Source organism: Virgibacillus necropolis, from assembly GCF_002224365.1.
In the GTDB taxonomy this organism is placed as follows: Bacteria; Bacillota; Bacilli; order Bacillales; family Amphibacillaceae; genus Virgibacillus_F; species Virgibacillus_F necropolis.
Map to the genome: position 1 here is coordinate 2797382 of NZ_CP022437.1, position 18689 is coordinate 2816070.

At 38.8% G+C, this 18689-nt stretch carries 15 protein-coding genes and 1 riboswitch; of the genes, 2 read left to right on the forward strand and 13 right to left on the reverse strand.

What is annotated here, in order from left to right; genetic code table 11:
* Positions 1–10: 10 nt before the first annotated feature.
* From CFK40_RS13450 to CFK40_RS13505, 13 genes are all read right to left on the reverse strand, one after another.
* Positions 11–994 carry a zinc-binding dehydrogenase gene (locus CFK40_RS13450; protein WP_089532795.1) on the reverse strand — a complete coding sequence of 328 codons (984 nt, stop codon included), beginning with the start codon at positions 992–994 and terminating at the stop codon, positions 11–13.
* A gap of 5 nt (positions 995–999) precedes the next feature.
* Positions 1000–1932 carry an ArsA family ATPase gene (locus CFK40_RS13455; protein ID WP_089532796.1) on the reverse strand — a complete coding sequence of 311 codons (933 nt, stop codon included), beginning with the start codon at positions 1930–1932 and terminating at the stop codon, positions 1000–1002.
* Positions 1933–1960: 28 nt separating this feature from the next.
* Complete coding sequence (locus CFK40_RS13460; RefSeq protein ID WP_089532797.1) at positions 1961–2218, reverse strand: cory-CC-star protein; 258 nt, start codon at positions 2216–2218, stop codon at positions 1961–1963.
* Positions 2219–2294: 76 nt separating this feature from the next.
* On the reverse strand, positions 2295–4028 hold the full coding sequence (locus tag CFK40_RS13465; RefSeq protein ID WP_089532798.1) for a carbon starvation CstA family protein: 1734 nt from the start codon (positions 4026–4028) through the stop codon (positions 2295–2297).
* Positions 4029–4369: 341 nt separating this feature from the next.
* Positions 4370–4837 carry a helical membrane plugin domain-containing protein gene (locus tag CFK40_RS13470; RefSeq protein WP_089532799.1) on the reverse strand — a complete coding sequence of 156 codons (468 nt, stop codon included), beginning with the start codon at positions 4835–4837 and terminating at the stop codon, positions 4370–4372.
* Positions 4830–7781 (reverse strand): formate dehydrogenase subunit alpha, encoded by a 2952-nt coding sequence (gene fdhF / locus CFK40_RS13475; RefSeq protein ID WP_089532800.1) that lies wholly within the window; start codon positions 7779–7781, stop codon positions 4830–4832. The genes CFK40_RS13470 and fdhF overlap by 8 nt, the downstream gene beginning before the upstream one ends.
* Positions 7782–7973: 192 nt before the next feature.
* Entirely contained in the window at positions 7974–9353 is a 1380-nt protein-coding gene (locus tag CFK40_RS13480) for a Glu/Leu/Phe/Val family dehydrogenase (RefSeq protein ID WP_089532801.1), read from the reverse strand.
* A 203-nt stretch (positions 9354–9556) separates the two neighbouring features.
* Complete coding sequence (locus CFK40_RS13485; protein WP_089532802.1) at positions 9557–10978, reverse strand: hypothetical protein; 1422 nt, start codon at positions 10976–10978, stop codon at positions 9557–9559.
* Positions 10979–11250: 272 nt separating this feature from the next.
* Positions 11251–11388 carry a hypothetical protein gene (locus tag CFK40_RS21125; RefSeq protein ID WP_168927233.1) on the reverse strand — a complete coding sequence of 46 codons (138 nt, stop codon included), beginning with the start codon at positions 11386–11388 and terminating at the stop codon, positions 11251–11253.
* Between the two features lie 232 nt (positions 11389–11620).
* Positions 11621–12193 (reverse strand): energy-coupled thiamine transporter ThiT, encoded by a 573-nt coding sequence (thiT, locus tag CFK40_RS13490; RefSeq protein ID WP_089532803.1) that lies wholly within the window; start codon positions 12191–12193, stop codon positions 11621–11623.
* An 87-nt stretch (positions 12194–12280) separates the two neighbouring features.
* A riboswitch (TPP riboswitch) is annotated at positions 12281–12384 on the reverse strand.
* 64 nt (positions 12385–12448) lie between these two features.
* Complete coding sequence (locus CFK40_RS13495; protein ID WP_089532804.1) at positions 12449–14230, reverse strand: M3 family oligoendopeptidase; 1782 nt, start codon at positions 14228–14230, stop codon at positions 12449–12451.
* 71 nt (positions 14231–14301) lie between these two features.
* A complete protein-coding gene (locus CFK40_RS13500; protein WP_089532805.1) occupies positions 14302–15123 on the reverse strand; it encodes an N-acetylmuramoyl-L-alanine amidase in 822 nt (273 codons plus the stop codon).
* Positions 15124–15234: 111 nt separating this feature from the next.
* The gene (locus CFK40_RS13505) at positions 15235–15690 is read right to left on the reverse strand and encodes a DUF6884 domain-containing protein (RefSeq protein WP_089532806.1); all 456 of its coding nucleotides are present in this window, start codon (positions 15688–15690) and stop codon (positions 15235–15237) included.
* A gap of 191 nt (positions 15691–15881) precedes the next feature.
* On the opposite strand from CFK40_RS13505, the gene CFK40_RS13510 reads away from it, so the two are divergent.
* Positions 15882–16415 (forward strand): YceI family protein, encoded by a 534-nt coding sequence (locus tag CFK40_RS13510; protein WP_089532807.1) that lies wholly within the window; start codon positions 15882–15884, stop codon positions 16413–16415.
* Positions 16416–16632: 217 nt separating this feature from the next.
* On the forward strand, positions 16633–18579 hold the full coding sequence (locus tag CFK40_RS13515) for an aconitate hydratase (RefSeq protein ID WP_089532808.1): 1947 nt from the start codon (positions 16633–16635) through the stop codon (positions 18577–18579).
* Positions 18580–18689 lie beyond the last annotated feature (110 nt).

Here is an 18689-nt window from a genome sequence, read left to right on the forward strand (position 1 = left end):
AATTGTTCTATCACTCACTTATTTTAATGCCTACTTTACCAAATTGATTGCCTTCTTTTAGGTAATAAAATGCTTCTTTTGCGTGATTCAGTTCAAATGTTGTATCCACTATCGAAGCAAGCTTGTGATTTTCAACAAACAGAAGCATGTCTCGTAGCTCCTCCCTACTACCCATCGTTGTACCGAAAAGCTGATACTGTCCATAGAAAAATTCACGTAGGTTTAAATCAACTGTATCCTCCGTTGTGGCACCGAATACTACTATACGTCCACCCTTTTTCAATACCTTTAATGAACGGTTAAATGTGGCCCTGCCGACACTTTCAATTACTAAGTCTACTGTTTCATTCGCTAATTCCGCTTTCCAATCACTTGTTGTATCAAGTGCGATATCTGCCCCTAAAGCAATGGCTTTTGCGCGTTTTTCTTCACTGCGAGATGTAACAATCACCTTTGCTCCTACGCTTTTTGCAAACATAATCAGATATGATGCCACACCACTTCCGGCACCAGGAATAAATACCGTATCCCCTTCTTTTAATTCACCTTTCGTAAATAAAGCCCGATATCCTGTTAAAGCTGACAATGCAAGAACTCCAGCCTGATCCCAGGACAGATGGGCTGGCTTTTTTTCTACTTGTTCAGCTGATATAGCAATTTTTTCAGCAAAGGTACCATGATCTGGCATCCCTAAAATATCAAAGTCTTTTGGCGGTGCATCACTTTTTTCATCCCAGCAAAGAGAAGGATTAATTATCACTTCATCCCCTACCGAAAATGCCGTAACATCCGCTCCTACTTTCTCTATTACTCCTGCTCCATCAGACCCTAAAACAAGCGTTTCCCCTTCTTTTCCCCGTCGTTTTGGAATCCCAACGTCTCGCCGGTTTAATCCTGCAGTACGAATACATACAAGTACCTCATCATCATTCAAGTTAGGTTCAGCAATATTCTTTACTTCCAAGTTCCCATTTTCATGTACAAATGCTTTCAACACAATCATCCTTTCCGAAAATATTCACTAAAGTTTTCTAGCTGTTGCTTATCTGTAATATCGTTTGAAAATAAAGGAATATAAACTAATTCCTGTTTAGTAAATGTTTCTTCAATCATTGTTATATATTGTCTCTCATGTTCCTTCCTTTTTCCAAGGAATTCGCCTTCTGGATTTTCTGGAAGTATTTTATTTACGAGTAATGTCTTCACATGCAAATGATAATCATCCAGCAAACTAAGTGCTTTTTTCGTTTCCAAAATAGGTAGTCGTTCTGGATTTAATACGAATACAAAGCTTGTCTGATTAGGGTCTAGTAAAATTTTTCTAGCCGCCGAAAATCGTTTCTGACGTTTCTTTAACACCTCATAGATTGGATCCTCAATTGGCTCGCCATCGTTTAACAATTGTGTATAGTTTTCATTTGTTTTTTGTCGTTTTTGTAGCAATCCTTCAATCCAAACTCCCATCAGTTCTGGCAGAGATAATAGTCGAATGGTGTGCCCGGTTGGTGCTGTATCAAAAATGATTGAATCATAGTGTTCACTTTCCTCTAAAATAATCGATATCAGTTTATCAAATAAAGCTGCTTCATCAGCGCCAGGTGAAGCCTTCGCAGTATCTAGCTGCCGATGCACCTCTTCCGTCATACCTGAATGAACAATCCCTTTTATATTTTCTTTAACACCTTTAATATAGTTCGTTGTTTCAATTTCAGGATCTATCTCAAGGGCAGCAAGATTAGTGGAAATATTCGTTATTTTACCACCAATTTTTTGATTAAAAATATCTCCAAGATTATGGGCGGGATCGGTTGAAACGAGCAACGTTTTGGAACCCTTTTCAGCTGCTTGCCAAGAAAGTGCTGCGGCTGATGTTGACTTTCCTACACCACCTTTTCCCCCAACAAATACTATCTTATTCTGTAACTCTTGCATCATATGCACCTTCTTTTTTCACAAGGATTTAGCAACAACGAATGCCAGACAATGGTGATTTTTCCATCCCCATTCGTAGATGCCAATCATGAAATTGTTCGATCATATAAGGATAAAGTTCAAGTGTATAATAATAAACAGGATTCGGTATACCGATCATCTCTGAGTATAGTAACAATAAAAATAAATCATCTTGATCACGAAGTTCTCGTGCAATTTCTGTTCGATGCGGCATACTTAATACTTCTTCATAAAAGTCTACTAGTTTTTTTAGATGATCTAACATGCAGTCACCACCGTTAATGGGGACAGTCCCCCATCTCTTTATCGCTTTACCGTAATGGGGGACTGTCCCCTATACCTTATTTTATCGTTTTAGAATCATCTATATTTTTCGTCAAGGTTGAGAAAGCCGTTAAAATGATCCATACAGCAAAGACAAATATGACGGCACCAAAGACAAACAAGAGCGTATTGGAGTTTGATCCGAACCAGGACCATTCAAAAACTACTTGTTGGAACATAGCAAGCAAAGTCATGAATAGAACAAAAATCATTGGTATTAATGTGATTAAATAATTTCGTCCTAGTCGTTTTAACCAAATCGAAATTAATAATAAACTGATTCCAGCAAGTAATTGATTGGAGGTACCGAATAATGGCCATAGTAGATAGCCGCCTGACCCAAAGCCTTTTGGTCCCTCTGGTAGTAAAACTAATGCCGCACTGGCTACGACTGCTATAGAAGTTGCCACATGTGTCTTAGATAATGCAGGCATCTTATATTCAACACCAAGTTCTGCAATAATATAACGCATTAACCGAACAGAAGTATCGAGTGATGTTGCAGCAAAACTAATGATAATAATTGATACAATCGTTGTCGCAACTTCTGGTGGAATCATCAGTCCTGTTGCCAACCTACTAGCACCTTCAACAAATACGCCAAGACCTGATCCACTAGAAGCAGCGAAACTACTGTACGTTGCGAGGAATTCTTCTTTACTTGGGAAGAATGTTACAACAGCGATTATTGAAATTAGCGCCAAAACACCTTCACCTACAGCACCAAAGTACCCAACTAGTCGTGCATCCGTTTCTTTATTTAATTGTTTGGACGACGTACCAGACGATACAAGGCCATGGAAACCTGAAATCGCACCACAGGCAATCGTTATAAACAGTAACGGGAACCAAGAAGTATCAGTATCCACATTCGTAATTGGAGCTGTAATCTCAGGGTTTGTGAAAAGCAAACCTAAATACATTATAGCTAAGCCTACAACCAGTTGATGAGAATTTATAAAATCACGTGGCTGTAAAAGCTTCCATACTGGTAAAGTAGAGGCAATATAAACATAGACCATCAAGATAATAATCCAAATAAAGAATGCGGTTGATACGGCACCAAGTCCAAATAGCCCTGCTCCACCTTCACCACCCATGTATTGAACTAAATCAATTTGCATGAAGTCTACTTTACTGGCGACGACAGCGGTGATGTACATTACAGCAAGTGCAAGTAATGACGGAATCAACATTTTTTGTTTTCTTTTATAAACCGCGAATCCTATCCATATCGCTAAAGGAATTTGAATAAAAATTGGAATAACGCTAGCTGGATAAGAAATAAATAAATTTGCAATTACCCAAGCGAATACAGCGTTTACCATTAATACAAGAATAAGTATAATAAATAGGAATAATACTTTTGCGCGTTGACCTATTAGCCTATGTGCCAGCGTTCCTACTGATTGTCCTTTGTTCCGTACAGAAAGCACAAGTGTACCAAAGTCATGCACACCCGCTGCAAATACAGTTCCTAATATTACCCATAAGAATGCAGGAAGCCAACCCCAATAAACTGCTATAGCAGGTCCAACTATAGGAGCTGCACCGGCTACCGATGAAAAGTGATGCCCCCATAAAACAAATTTATTTGTAGGTACAAAATCCACCCCATCTTCATATTTATGTGCAGGAGTTACATAATTAGGGTCTAATCGAAAAATCTTCTCCGCGACAAATTTTGAATAGTAACGATAACCCAAAGCAAACACAATAAGACCAATAATAGCAACTAATATAGCATTCAAAATCTTTACCTCCCTTAGAAAATTAATAGAAACATACCTATTAAAACTGTTCAAAAAGGAGGATAAAAAGGACCGAGAAGTTCGAGGCAGCGTAGCTTTGAGTACCGGAACGTATGCTATTAATACGTGAGGAACGGAAAAGCAAGCTAACGAAGAAATTCGATGCGTCATTTTTACCGGACTTTTTGAACAACCTCTATTAAAACTTATGTGAAGACAATTATGATTAGTACCAACTTCTACCAGCTAGATCAAGATGCGCCCTGGAAAGTATATCGTAGTTATTTCGAGATATCCGCCAATAACACTGGACAAATGGAATATAAGTTAACCTCCTGATATTACTCTTTTCCCATTCCTCGCAAAAATTGCAAAAGCATTGTTACACTACGATTTATTTCTGGATCTTTTAATGCTTTAATTAAGTCCAGATAAGATGTCTTTTCGGATTCATCAAATGTGCGTGATTTTTCTAATCCATCGTTAAGTTTTCCAGTAAAATGTTTTAGTTCTTCTACATTTAATTCCCCGATTAATAAAAAGAGACTACTTACATTTTCTAGTGTCGCGGAGTATTGTGGTTTATTCAATTCACGCATAACATTGTCAAGTGCAGTTTCTTTTTGTTTTACTAATGAATGCGTCATGTCAAGCATGCCATTATCATTTATGGTGCTTAAAAAATCAATGCCTTTCAAAATGGCATCTTTATTTTCACTAACTGCCCTTGCGACCTCTTCCAGGTTTTGTTCATGAACAACATCATCTGGAATTTCTATTTTTTTAATTTTTGTTATTGGATTAGCCATCTTGCTTCACCTTGCTTCCCGGAAAAGTATAGTCATCACGTTCCCATTTTCGGTCGACACGAACTCCCATTTGTGGCTGGCGATTACCACGTCTATGATTATTGAATGGAAGTGGACTTTTTCCTTTTTTCTTTAAAACCTCCATTTTAACTGCAATTTCCTTGTATGCAGGAGTATTCGTTTCCTTATCTACGGTGTTATCTGTTAAATAGTTTATGGCTGATTTCCCATTATCATTGAGTGGTATAAAAAGTTCTTTTCCACGTACTCGATCCGTTATATGGACAATTCCAGTCGCATAGCCCGCAACAGATGTTAATTTTACTTTTGCACCTTCCTCAATACCCCGCTTTTTTGCTAACTCAGAGGATACTTCAATAAATGCATTTGGTGTTTTTCTTGAAATTCCTTTTGATTTATAGGTCATGTTTCCCTCATGGAAATGCTCTAGCAATCTACCATTATTCACGTGCAAATCGTATTCCTCATTCATGCCATAATCCAGATCAAATCCTACAGGAAATAATTTAGCCTTCTTATCCTCAAACGGAAACCCATCCGTATATAATAATGGTGTATCCGTACCATCCGCTGCTACAGGCCATTGCAAACTATTATATTCCGTTAGCAAATCATAATTTACACCAGCAAACAATGGAGCGAGCGCTGCTGATTCATCCATGATTTCCGATGGATGCTTATATCCCCAGTCATAGCCTAATTCTTTTGCAATTCCCATGAGAATCTGCCAGTCCGGCATTGAATCCCCGAGAGGATCAAGTGCTTGATAGAGTCGTTGAATTCGACGCTCAGTATTGGTAAAAGTCCCTTCTTTTTCAAGACTTGGTACTGCTGGTAATACAACATCGGCATATTCACACGTTTTGGTCAAAAATAAATCCTGAACGATAAAGAAATCAAGCTTTTTAAATGCATCGGTTACATAATTAATATTTGAATCTACTATCCCAGTATCTTCACCAATAACATATAATCCACGCAATTTGCCTCCATGTATTGCATGAATCATTTGGTGATTGTCTTTTCCAGGCTCACTAGATAATTCCACATTCCAAGCATTCTCATATTTTTTCCTAGCATTATTATCAGAAACCTTTTCATAGCCAGGGAAGAAATCTGGCATACTACCAAAATCACTACAGCCTTGAACATTATTATGGCCCCGCAATGGGTATGCACCAGTTCCGCTTCGCATGTAGTTTCCTGTCACTAATAGTAGATTCGAGATTGCCGTACTAGTGTCACTGCCCAATTGATGCTGTGTAACTCCCATTGCCCAACATATTGCTACTTTGTCAACGCTCACAACCTGTTTAGCTATTTCAATTAATGTTTCCTGAGAAATGCCGGTAATCTTTTCAGCATACGCTAAAGTGAACTTTTCAAGGCTTTCTTTATATGCTTCAAAATCGTTAACCCACTGATCGATAAACGGACGATTTTCAAGGCCTTGATCGATAATGTATTTAGTAACAGCAGATAGCCATACCAGGTCTGTTCCACTCTTAGGTTGAAAAAAACGATCCGCTCGCTCTGCCATTTCATGTTTTCGTAAATCGAATACAAATAATTTTTGTCCAAATAGCTTTTGTGAACGCTTAATTCGCGATGCAAGCACTGGATGTGATTCAGCCGTATTCGATCCAATCGTAATTACCATTTCTGCTTCAGCAATATCATTGATGGAACCAGAATCACCACCATGACCAACCGTGCGAAATAGTCCTTTCGTAGCTGGTGCTTGGCAATAACGGGAACAGTTATCAATATTATTCGTGCCGATTACCTGGCGTGCTAGCTTTTGCATTAAGTAAGATTCTTCGTTGGTTGCTTTTGAGGATGAAATAAACCCTAATGCATCTGGGCCATGTTCATCCTTAATGTCGGTAATACGTTTTGTGATATACGAAATGGCCTCATCCCACTCAACCTCTTCAAATTGGTCACCCCGACGGATTAACGGTTTAGTGATACGCTCTTCTGAATTCACATAATCCCAACCGAACTTCCCCTTGATACAAGTAGAAATCCCATTCGCTGGTGAATGCTGTTGTGGTACAACCTTTAGTATTTTACGGTCTTTAGTCCAAACATCAAACGTGCAACCAACACCACAGTATGTACAAACCGTTTTCGTCTTTTCAATACGTTCTTCCCGCATCGATGCCTCGGTATCAGAAACGGCAAATAACGGACCATATCCCGGTTCCGCTTTTTTCGTCAAGTCAATCATTGAACGCAATAATCCTGGTTTATGATCTGTCATATAGCCCGCTTCACCGATCATGTCTTTTTCCATTATTGCATTACATGGACAAACAGTTGCACATTGTCCGCAACTAACACAGGATGATTGATCAATCGGTACGTCGTTATCCCAGACAACACGTGGTTGTTCCCGGTCCCAGTCAATTAGTAGCGTTTCGTTTACCTCTACATCCTGACAAACCTCCACACACCGGCCACAAAGGATACATTGATCTGGGTCATACCGATAAAACGACCCTGAATTATCTATTTCATATTCCTTTGATTTGAATGGCTTGGATTGATGTTCTAAACCAAATTCCGCCACTGTATTATGAATCTCGCACGTTTCGTTGTTATAGTCGCAAACTGTACAATACAGTTCATGCTTTTCCAAAATTGTGTCTAATGCTTCTTTTTGGGCAGACTTCACATAATCGATGGTAGTGTTTACATTCATGCTTGTTTCAATTGTCATACCACAAGCACGTGTCATTTCCCCGCCTACCTCTACCATACATGTATCACAGGTTTGAATAGGTCCAAGTGACTCGTTATAGCAAATTTGCGGAACCGACTCAGCTGTTGTATTGATTAAGTCTAATAAGTTTTGTCCAGGCTTTGCTAAGTATTCTGCTCCATTAATTGTAACAATGATATGTTCTTGATCTTGCACAGAATTTCCCCCTCTTATTTTATATCATTATCCCCGTCACTCATATTGGTTATCGATTGTGTTTTTCTCCAAAATTCTACTCCCAATCTTAGAAATTTTCTAGCACTTAAATCATTCACTGAATTTTTATATTATTATACCACAAAATAAAAAAGCACTTCCATGATAAGGAAGTACTTTTTTGCATTATATTTAATAAAGTTTTCCTTGACGGTATAAAACAGTCGATAGCTTGGAGACCGCATAAATATAACAATTTTGACGTAATGGGTGTGGGTCACCAAAAAATTGCGGCAAAATCGTATCAAATGTTTCTTTCATCTTGGCAAATTGTTTCGTATAGACCTCTTCTTCTGTGTAAAATTGTGTGTCTCTTCCCTGAATCCACTCATAATAAGAAACAATTACACCGCCAGCATTAGCCAAAATGTCCGGGACAATAATGGTGCCATTATCACTTAAAATTTGATCTGCTTCAGCGGTTACAGGCGAATTGGCACCTTCGACAATAATGCGCGCTTTGACGTCATGAACATTATCCGCATGTACTTGATCTTCAAGCGCCGCCAAAATCAAAACATCTGTGTCAAGACTTAATATATCATCTCGATCCTTAATAGTGGCCTTAACCTCTGCATTTGCAAGCTGTTCTTCACTTGTAGGTAAGTCACCATTATTAGACTCAGACACCTTGATTAATGCAGGAATATCAAGACCGTCCGAATTATATAATGTTACATTACGGTCACTCACTGCGACGACTTTGTTATTTAAATAATTACATCTATACGCCTCGATTGCTGCAATTGATCCAACATTTCCAAAACCCTGTACGGCCATTGTTAAGTCTTTCCCGCTATGATCGAGAGCTGTTTTGGCAAAAATATTTTCCCGTTCTTCAAGCCACTTTCGTTGTTCTGAAACAAAATTATGAAGCAAATAGCGGAATGTATAATAAACACCTCTACCAGTTGCTTCTCTACGTCCTAATGACCCTCCGTTCACAACGCTTTTACCCGTAAAGCTTCCACGATATCTACTACCAGGACGAATACTCTTGTACTCGCCCATCATCCAGTCCATTTCACGTTCACTTGTTCCAACATCTGGCGCTGGTATATCTTTATCAGGCCCCAAAATTTCACTAAAGTATTGGACATATTTCTTACAAATTAAATTTAATTCTTTGGTTTCAAATTCACGCGGGTTAATCGCGACACCACCCTTTCCGCCACCAAACGGAACATGATGGAGTGCATTTTTCAGTGTCATTAATGAAGATAGATTAATAACTTCCTCTTCATTAACAGACTCGTGAAATCGAATACCACCTTTGTATGGTCCTAAAATATTGTTGTGTTGCACACGGAATGCAGGTATACGTACTACCTTATCATTTTCAAGAGTAACCCGTAAGAATGATTTGTTAACATGGTTTGGTGTGGAGAGAATGGATACTAAAGAGGTAAAAGCCTTTTCTCTAATCCCATCTTGCAAATCTGGTAAAAATGATTCGTCATCATATAGTGCGTTTAATGATTCTTGTACAATCGAGCTTGTTTGTTTCGACATAAATAAAGTAACCTCCAGTAAAAAATTTCTTCTACTAATGATTACCCTATATTTCTAAATATATGCCTCAGATTTAAAAAGGAAGTTCAAAAAGTCACCAAATGATAAACGGCGAATTTCTTCGTTGCGCAGTTTTTCCGGTCCTCAAAATCTTCGCGCCTTGAACTTCTTGTTTCTAATTTGCCACCTTTTTGAACGCACATTTAAAGTAAAAAGATCGCAACCAACGTGGATATGAGTAACCCTGTTATAACTGGAATAAAGTTTTTTCGCACTAAATCCATGACAGATACACCGCAGAAACCAGCGATGGCGATTAAAGAAGACCATGCAACAAGTGTTCCACCACCAGTCCAAATGGCACCCATTTGACCTATTGCTGCAAGTGTTTCTGTATCAATCGAACCATTATTAAGGGAAGCAGCTAGTGCACCAGTTAACGGTAGTCCTGAAAATCCGGATCCATCTAGCCCAGTTATAATACCGATAATTAATACACTAAACCCAGCTAATAAAGCACTTTGTGGCAGATACTGTTGAACAGACTGGACAATATCAAACAAAAAGGCAGGAGGATTTTCGTCAATTCCAAGAATACTTCCAGCAAAATCTGCACTCCCTAAAAAGAAAAACCCTGCGATCGGAATTACTGGCCCCATCGCTTTGAAGGCAAAAATAAATCCTTCTGTAATATGGTTACTGACATAATCTAATGCGTGATGTTTGCCAAATGCAACCGTCGCAAGCAGTAATAAGATTACGGCAACGCCACCAATGAAGGCAGCCCCTCCACCACCTTCAAATCCACTCATACGACCAGACGTTAATTTCGTTGAGATCATATAAATAACTACCGCCAACAAGGATACCGGGACTACTATTGCAAACACTTTACTCCATGTTGATAAATGGGAACCATGGGGCTTGTTTGTTGATTCTGTTTCTGTTTCCAACCTCGCCAAATCTGCTTCAATTAGCGGACTGTCCTTTTTACGAATTGTCTTGCGATACATGAGATAAGCCAAAAGAATGGCTACACCACCAGTAATCAGTGATAAAATTAACGCTGTATCGGCTACTGCTGCTGTACTGATACCAGCTGATTTTGCTGATAAACTTGGTGCTACCTGTACAATATAATCAGACGAAAGTGCCATTCCTTGCCCAGCTAAAGCAATTGCTACTGCGGCTGTCATTGCAGGAAGACCCGCTCGTACGGCTGCAGGAACCAACAACGCACAGATAAGTGGTACAGCGGGGGTCGGCCAGAAGAATAACGAGATAACATACGTTACCCCGATTAAAACGAAAAACGATACATGGCCATTGACCATCATCTTTTGAATAGGTTGAATCATCCGACGATCCGCCCCAAGATCTCGCAAGGCATGAAGTAGTGCCATCATAAATGTAATGATTAGGAAGATACTAAATAGTTCCGTTGCTGCAACAAGGTTAGCATTGAAAATTGCGGTGAATCCATCAACCAAGTTCCCTTTATATACCCATGCGATTACGAACGTTCCAAGCAAGGTGGGAAGTACAACACCCTTCTTGAAAATCATGGTTCCAATAATTATTAACGTGAATAATCCATATAACCAATGTGAAACGGTTAACTCCATACTTCTACTTCCTTTCTCACACCCTTTATTTTTGAATGTGCTATAACCTATGCATTTTTACAGGATTGGGTGAAAGAAAGCTCTCGATTTTATGGGTGGTACATATTCTATTATTTGTTGTGACCCCAATTGAAGTCATCAGCATCTTTAGCCAGTTCACCAGCAACTACTGAATGGTCATCAGCCACTTTAAGGCAATCATCAGTAACTTTTACAGTTTCATCAGCACGTAGCAGTTACCATACAAAAAGACAGCCCTATTAAAAGGCTGCCTATCCATTCTCATTATCTAGTTTATCTGCACACTCGTCACATAAAAGCTTACCATTTTCTTGATATCCATCAAAAAATCCATTCTCACAATACACATTGTTACCACATGATTGGCACACGCCAATTAACTCTCGCATATCATCACCTCTTATAGACAGTATATCAGAAAAGCGCAAGCGCCTTGAAAGACACGACAAGCATAAGCAGATCGGTGCAGTGTGGGTGCTCTGCCCGCGCGGAAGCGAACTGCTTATGTCCCTTAGTGTCTAGGCGCTTGCGTTGGACAGATAATCGCCAAAACTTTATACTTTGCTCTTCAAAAATGACAGCCTTGATAAGAATCAAAGCTGTCATTTGCTGAGCGACTTACTAAGCTGCGTTCAACAATGTTCTTGGCTGTTTGTGGAACAAAAAGAACACAGCGATGGTACAAATAATAAATGATGGTACCATGTAAGAAATATTATATAGTAACGAATACATCCAGACCGTTTGCCCATCGATTGCAGATTCGAAAAAGACAACACCCGCACTATAATGAGCAATAAAACGTAGGCTTGAAGCTAGCAATACACCAAACATGATATATGTTAAGTATTCTTTTGTATGACCGTCTTTAACAGCTTTTTGAACTTTATTTGCAAAGATTCCAGCAAATCCTATAACAGTGAAAGCAATCCCATAATCCAAGATTCCTTGAATTGGAGTTAAAATATAGGCTGTACCTGTTGCCACCTGCAAAACTCCCCACAAGAATCCAGACAACAAGCCACCTTTGATACCCCACCGAAATGCAACAATAAAGACTGGGATCATCGCAAGTGAAATCGATCCACCCTGTGCCCATATTTTAAAAGACAAAAATGGAGCAAGATCCAATACGAGTGCTAATGCTGTAAAAATGGATACCTCAATTAAAAATAAAATCTTTTTTGACCGCAAAACTATTACCTCCCCTATTTTTATCCAACAAAAAAGCAATGCCTAGGGGAAGTTTCCTGATGGGGAATCCTTACACATTGCTTTTATCCATCAAAAAAGTCACGATCCCTACGCTAGTATTAACTAACAGGTTCAAAGGGTCTGAACAATACTTGTTCACTCTCAGCCAAACGGCTCCCCCTGTAGGCTTTTTATATTGCCTTTTTCATTACAATTATTATAACGAATAACTATCAGTTTAACAATACTAATTTACTAGGATAACTCAAGAAACTCCTCAACGTCTTTAACACATAGCTTCATCGCATTCTCCCAGAAATCAGGTTTCGTTAGATCAATGTTTAAATGTTTTGCCGCCAGATCCTCGACATTCATTTGCCCAGTATCGCGCAATAACGCAATATAGTCGTCTTCAAAGTCTTCGTCTGATTCTAATGCATTTGCATAAAGCCCAAGACTAAATAAATAACCAAACGTGTACGGGAAGTTATAAAATGGCACACCAGTAATATGGAAATGCAGCTTAGAAGCCCAGAAGTTCTCATCATAATCATCAATAGCATCGCAATACGCTTCTTTTTGCGCTTCTACCATCAACTCATTTAATCGCTTAACGGAAACCATGCCTTGCTCTCGTTCTTCATAAAAACGGTTTTCGAACAAAAATCTAGCATGAATGTTCATAAAAAATGCTACACCCCGTTGTACTTTATCCTCTAATAATGACAATTTTTCCTTAGCATCCTTTGCATGCTTAACAGATGCATCTGCTACAATCATCTCTGCAAAGGTGGAAGCCGTTTCTGCAACATTCATCGCGTATCCTTGATTTAAACCATGAATATCATTCATCACATGCTGATGGTAAGCATGGCCAAGCTCATGGGCTAATGTTGCAACGTTTGATGAAGTACCTGAATACGTCATGAAAATTCGTGTTTGTTCACTATCTGGAAAGCTTGTACAAAATCCACCAGGCCTTTTTCCAGCACGATCTTCTGCTTCAATCCACCGCTTATCAAACGCCATTTGTGCAAAGTCCGCCATTTTGGGACTGAACGTGCGAAAATGTTTGACAATAAAATCGGCACCCTCTGAAAAAGTATTTGTCGTTACAGAATCAGAAAGAGGAGCACCAATATCAAACATGCTTAGCTTTTCACGCCCTAACAATTCGGCCTTTCTCTGTAAAAACTTCACAAACGGTTGCTTGTAATCGGTAATTGCCTTCCACATAGCATCAAGGGTCTCTTTTTTCATACGATTGATTTCAAGCGGTTCTTTCAAAACAGAATCCCATTTACGGTGCTTATATTTTTGTAAACGAAATCCAGCTAGATGATTGAGTGTTTGCCCAAATAAATCTGAATTAGCATTCCACGCCTTGTCAATCTGTGCTGCAACATGTTCGCGAACAGAGCGATCGGGATTGCTTAATTTATTGGACGCCTGGCCGACTGAATAGGACTTGTGCTCCCCATCTATTTCAAGTTCAACACTCATATTTCCAACTAACGCATCATACATTTGACTCCAACCATGATAGCCATCTACAGCTAAATCATTCATTAATACTTCTTGATCTACAGATAGTTGTTCTTTAGCTTTGTTTCTATTCTCATTTAATACAAACGAAACCTCGTTAAGTGTCGAGTGTGTTAAAAGTTCATCCCATTTTCCATCATCTATTTGCACTAATTTTTGATCAAGATTCGTACGGATTGCATCCATTTCCGCTTTAAGCTCACTGCGCTTCCCAACTAACATACTAGCCTTTGCGTCTTTTACATCTTGCGCACTCAAACAGCTTATGTAAGCAAACGCTTCCCGTAATTTTTTCATCGTAACCTCAAATCGATCAACAATAGCAACCAACGTGTCTGCACTGACACTAGTCGGATTAAATTGTTGTACGGAATCTAAAAGTTGTTCCATTGAAGCCTTAATCTCTTGCAAATAGGAGTCGAACTGTTTTGAGTTACTACCACCCTTGAAAATAATATCTAAATCCCATGTTAGTTCATACGTTTTTTCCATACAATCTCTCCTCGTGTAAATAAAAATTCTAATTCTATTATAACGATGATTTTGAATAGTTACACCATTTTTTATTTAAATGTTGCTCCAGTTTCCGGATGTGCATATATGTTCACCTTTCCAAAATCGCGGGTAGTGATTGTATAAACGTGTTTTAAGGGACTTCCAAGAACTTTGTATTCGAGTCCATTAAATTTAGAGGGCCTAAGGAATCCTTTTTCATTGCCTTTGACAGGACTTCTATCTAATGGATACACGCGCCATGAACCAGCACTTTCAGGTAGTCTTAGAATTTTCGCTGACTTAGCTTGCAACTTTTCATCCTTTACGCTTGGCAAAAAATAATCGTTTCCAGTGAACAAACAAAATCCTTTCACTACCGCTTCAGCATAGGTTTCCCACTGTGTTTGTAACTGACGAATATCATCCTTTTTTGAATCAGCAAAACCATACTCAATAATCGATGTTGTGACCGTTCCTGTATTTCTGTTCATGAAATAAAAATCCAGGTTAGAATTCACTGGCAACTTCCGAGTGAAAACTCGTCTAATATTCTGTCCAGCAGCTTTCATTTCCGCTGCTATTTTACTAGACATTTCTTTCCCACCATATATAGAGTGAATAATTTCAGCCCCATCTCCACCGCCAGCATTTATATGGTTGGAGTGGCAAAACGTCGCCCCGCTATTGCGTACAATTCGTGTTCTCACTTCTGGTGTAAGTGTTACATCTGATTGCCTTGTTAATGAAACGGGTATTCCTAATTGCTTATACCGATTGTACTGGTATAAAGATATCTTCAAATTTAAATCCTTTTCCTTCCAAAATCTGTTTGACCCACCGCCAGGATCCTTTCCCCCATGTCCTGGATCAATAATTAGTAATGGCTTCATCTCAATTTCCTCCTTTAATAAGTTCTACCTCTACAATCGATAGTTCTTAAAAAAAGGTGGCAGAAGTTTTTAAATGCACAACAGATATATGCTCTCGAGCACTCTCTAAAATCAATGTATCGGAATATTATTTTCTACAGCTTTCTTTAACGCTTGTTGCATATAACCCATGCCATTGTAAGCTTCAAGCGGAAACTTCATAGGCATCCTATCATCAAAGCTACCTTCTATTACCTTTTTATATTTTTTACCTGTCAAAATGATAAGTTCTTCAACTTGATCAAGGCGTTTTGCCTTCACTTGATGTTGTAATCGCTCAAGCGTGATAATTTCCTTCTCTTTTTGATTAAATGTCACATCATAATTCTCATCAACTATATCCTCTGGCATTAAAAAGCCGTGTTTTGCCGACAAAACTACCCATTGATCGGTAAACTGCAATGCGTAGTTACGGCATAATGTATGGAATGTTCCAATGTACGTATCCTTAACTTGTGTAGCACCTCGATTTGGCTCCTTATCCCATATTTTCTTTTTCCCACATGGGATAATACATAATTGGCTCATAATTTTCACCTCTACTGTACAATCTTATTAGATACATCGTACCACTTTTCATGTTCTTGTTTATTTAAAAATGAACAGGGTAGATTAATACTAGCTGCTATTAATAAATTACTTGACAACACATTCTAATCATTATATACTAGGTATCGAAAAGTAACCAACACACAATTAATAACATGGAGGTAATTGAAATGGCAAAAGTAAATTGGAACGTTGATACAGCACACAGTTCATTAGAATTCGTAGTTAAACATATGATGATTTCAAAGGCAAAAGGTGCATTTAACGACTTTGAAGCGGTAATCGAAGCCGACCCAGACAATCTTGAAGATGCAAAAGTTGAATTTACTGTAGACATCAATAGTATTGATACTCGCAAGAAAGATCGTGATGATCACTTACGTTCAGCAGACTTTTTTGATGCAGAAAATCATCCAAAAATGACATTTGTAGCTACTGATATTAAAAAGAAATCTGGTAACAATTACGATGTGACTGGTGACTTAACTATCAAAGGAACAAAGAATCTTGTGACATTTGACGTTGAATATGAAGGTTCTGGAAAAGATCCATGGGGTAACGAAGTAGCTGGTTTCAGTGGTTCAACTAAAATTAGCCGTAAAGAATTTGGCCTTACCTGGAACGCTGCACTTGAAACTGGTGGCGTAATGGTAGGAGACGAAGTAAAAATTAATATCGAAATTGAAGCGATTAAACAAGCATAAGTGCTGTTAGAAGCATGAAAGGCTCTACTTTTTAAAAAGTAGAGCCTTTTTATATTTTCTAATTCCTGTTTGAATATAGTAGTTTTGAGGTAATGATTAAATAGGGTCAAAATATCCAAATTTTAGCATAGCTTTAGAGTTATACGCATGATTTTTTGTAACAGTGAAAAGCTATCATGATAGTAGCAATATTTTTTGAAAAAGAGGAGGTAACATTGTGCCGTTAAATGTCGCGCAAAAATTAATCAAGGATCACTTGGTTTCAGGAACAATTGAAAAAGGTGAAGAAATTGGACTTAAAATTGATCAAACGTTAACACAGGATGCAACTGGAACAATGGTTATGCTGGAGCTTGAAGCAATGGGATTAGACTATGCCAAAACTGAAGCTTCTGCACAATATGTTGATCACAACTTAATTCAGGTCGACAGTAAAAACCCTGATGACCATTTATTTCTAGAAAGTGCTACACGTCGGTTTGGAATGTATTATAGCCGTCCTGGAAACGGGGTAAGTCATCCAATCCACATGCAACGCTTAGCAAAGCCTGGAAAGACGTTACTTGGCTCTGATAGTCATACATGTGCGAATGGCTGTATGGGAATGCTCGCAATTGGAGCCGGTGGTATTGATGTCGCAATGGCAATTACAGGTGAACCAATTTACATTAAGATGCCTGAAGTTATGGGAGTTGAGATAACTGGTAAGCTTCCTGATTGGGTTAGTGCAAAAGACGTTATTTTTGAATTGTTACGCCGTTATGATGTAAAAGGTGGCGTAGGTAAAATTATTGAGTACTATGGATCTGGCCTTGACAACTTATCTGCAATGGATCGTCATGTTATCGCAAACATGGGGGCTGAGCTTGGAGCAACCGCTACTGTATTCCCATCTGATAAGGAAGTCAAACGTTTTTTAAAACAACAAAACCGTGCAGACGACTGGATTGAGCTGAAGGCAGACAAAGGGGCAACATATGATCTTCATGATACAATAAACCTTTCCGAATTAGTGCCGTTAGTAGCAAAACCTTCTAGTCCAGGTAATGTTGTCCCTGCAAGCGAACTAAAGGATACGCCAATTTATCAATCGTACATCGGATCTTCAGCAAATCCAGGATTTCGTGATTTTGCTATAGCAGCTGAAATTGTAAAAGATCGCCAAATAGCTGATAGTTTATCATTTGACATCAATCCAACCTCAAGACAAATGCTCACAAACCTTGTAAAAGAAATGCATATCGCAAGTCTATTGCAAGCTGGAGCTCGTCTCCACCAAGCAGGTTGTAATGGATGTATTGGTATGGGACAAGCGCCTGCAACTGGTAGAAATAGTCTACGTACAACACCACGTAACTTCCCAGGCCGATCAGGTACAAAAGAAGATAGTGTTTACTTATGTAGTCCAGAAACAGCCGCAGCGTCAGCCTTGACTGGGAAAATCACCGACCCACGAACACTTGATTTTAACTATCCCAAAATCAAGGATCCAGACGAATCAACCGTGGATGACCGTTTATTAGATAAGCCATTATCTTATGATGATGCACAAAAAACAGAACTTGTGAAAGGTCCAAATATCGTTTCCATTCCAGAAATGGACGCATTGCCAAACGAGCTAAAAATTCCAATTTTACTAAGTGTTGGCGATAACATGTCTACAGATGGAATACTAGCTGGTGGGGCTCGCGTGTTACCATTCCGTAGTAATCTTCCAGAAATCAGTAAGTTTACATTTGAAGCAATTGACCCAACCTATTATGATCGCGGAATGAAAAGTAAGGATACTGGAGGCCACGCTATCATAGGCGGATATAACTATGGTCAAGGTTCAAGCCGCGAACATGCAGCACTTGCTCCTAGGTACCTAGGGCTCCGCGTTGTCATCGTTAAAGATTTCGCCCGCATCCATTGGCAAAACCTTGTCAACTTTGGCGTCGTTCCATTGGTATTCACAGATGAAGAGGATTTCAATATGTTGACTCAGGGAGATATCCTAGAATTTACCGACCTGCGGGATAAAATTAAAAATGGCAATGAATTTACTGTAACGATTAAAGGAAAAGAAGGAAAGATTAATGTTCGTCATGCCCTTTCCGAACGCCAAGTTAACATCGTTTTGCACGGTGGACTAATTAACTGGATCCGTCAGAAACAAACATGATGATTTTAAAGCCTCGTAAAGGCAAGTAGTTCACTTACCTTGGAGAAAGTATCAACTAGCAGATAGTTTTAATAACAACATCATTTACCAGTTTAAAGTCCTTCATCGGT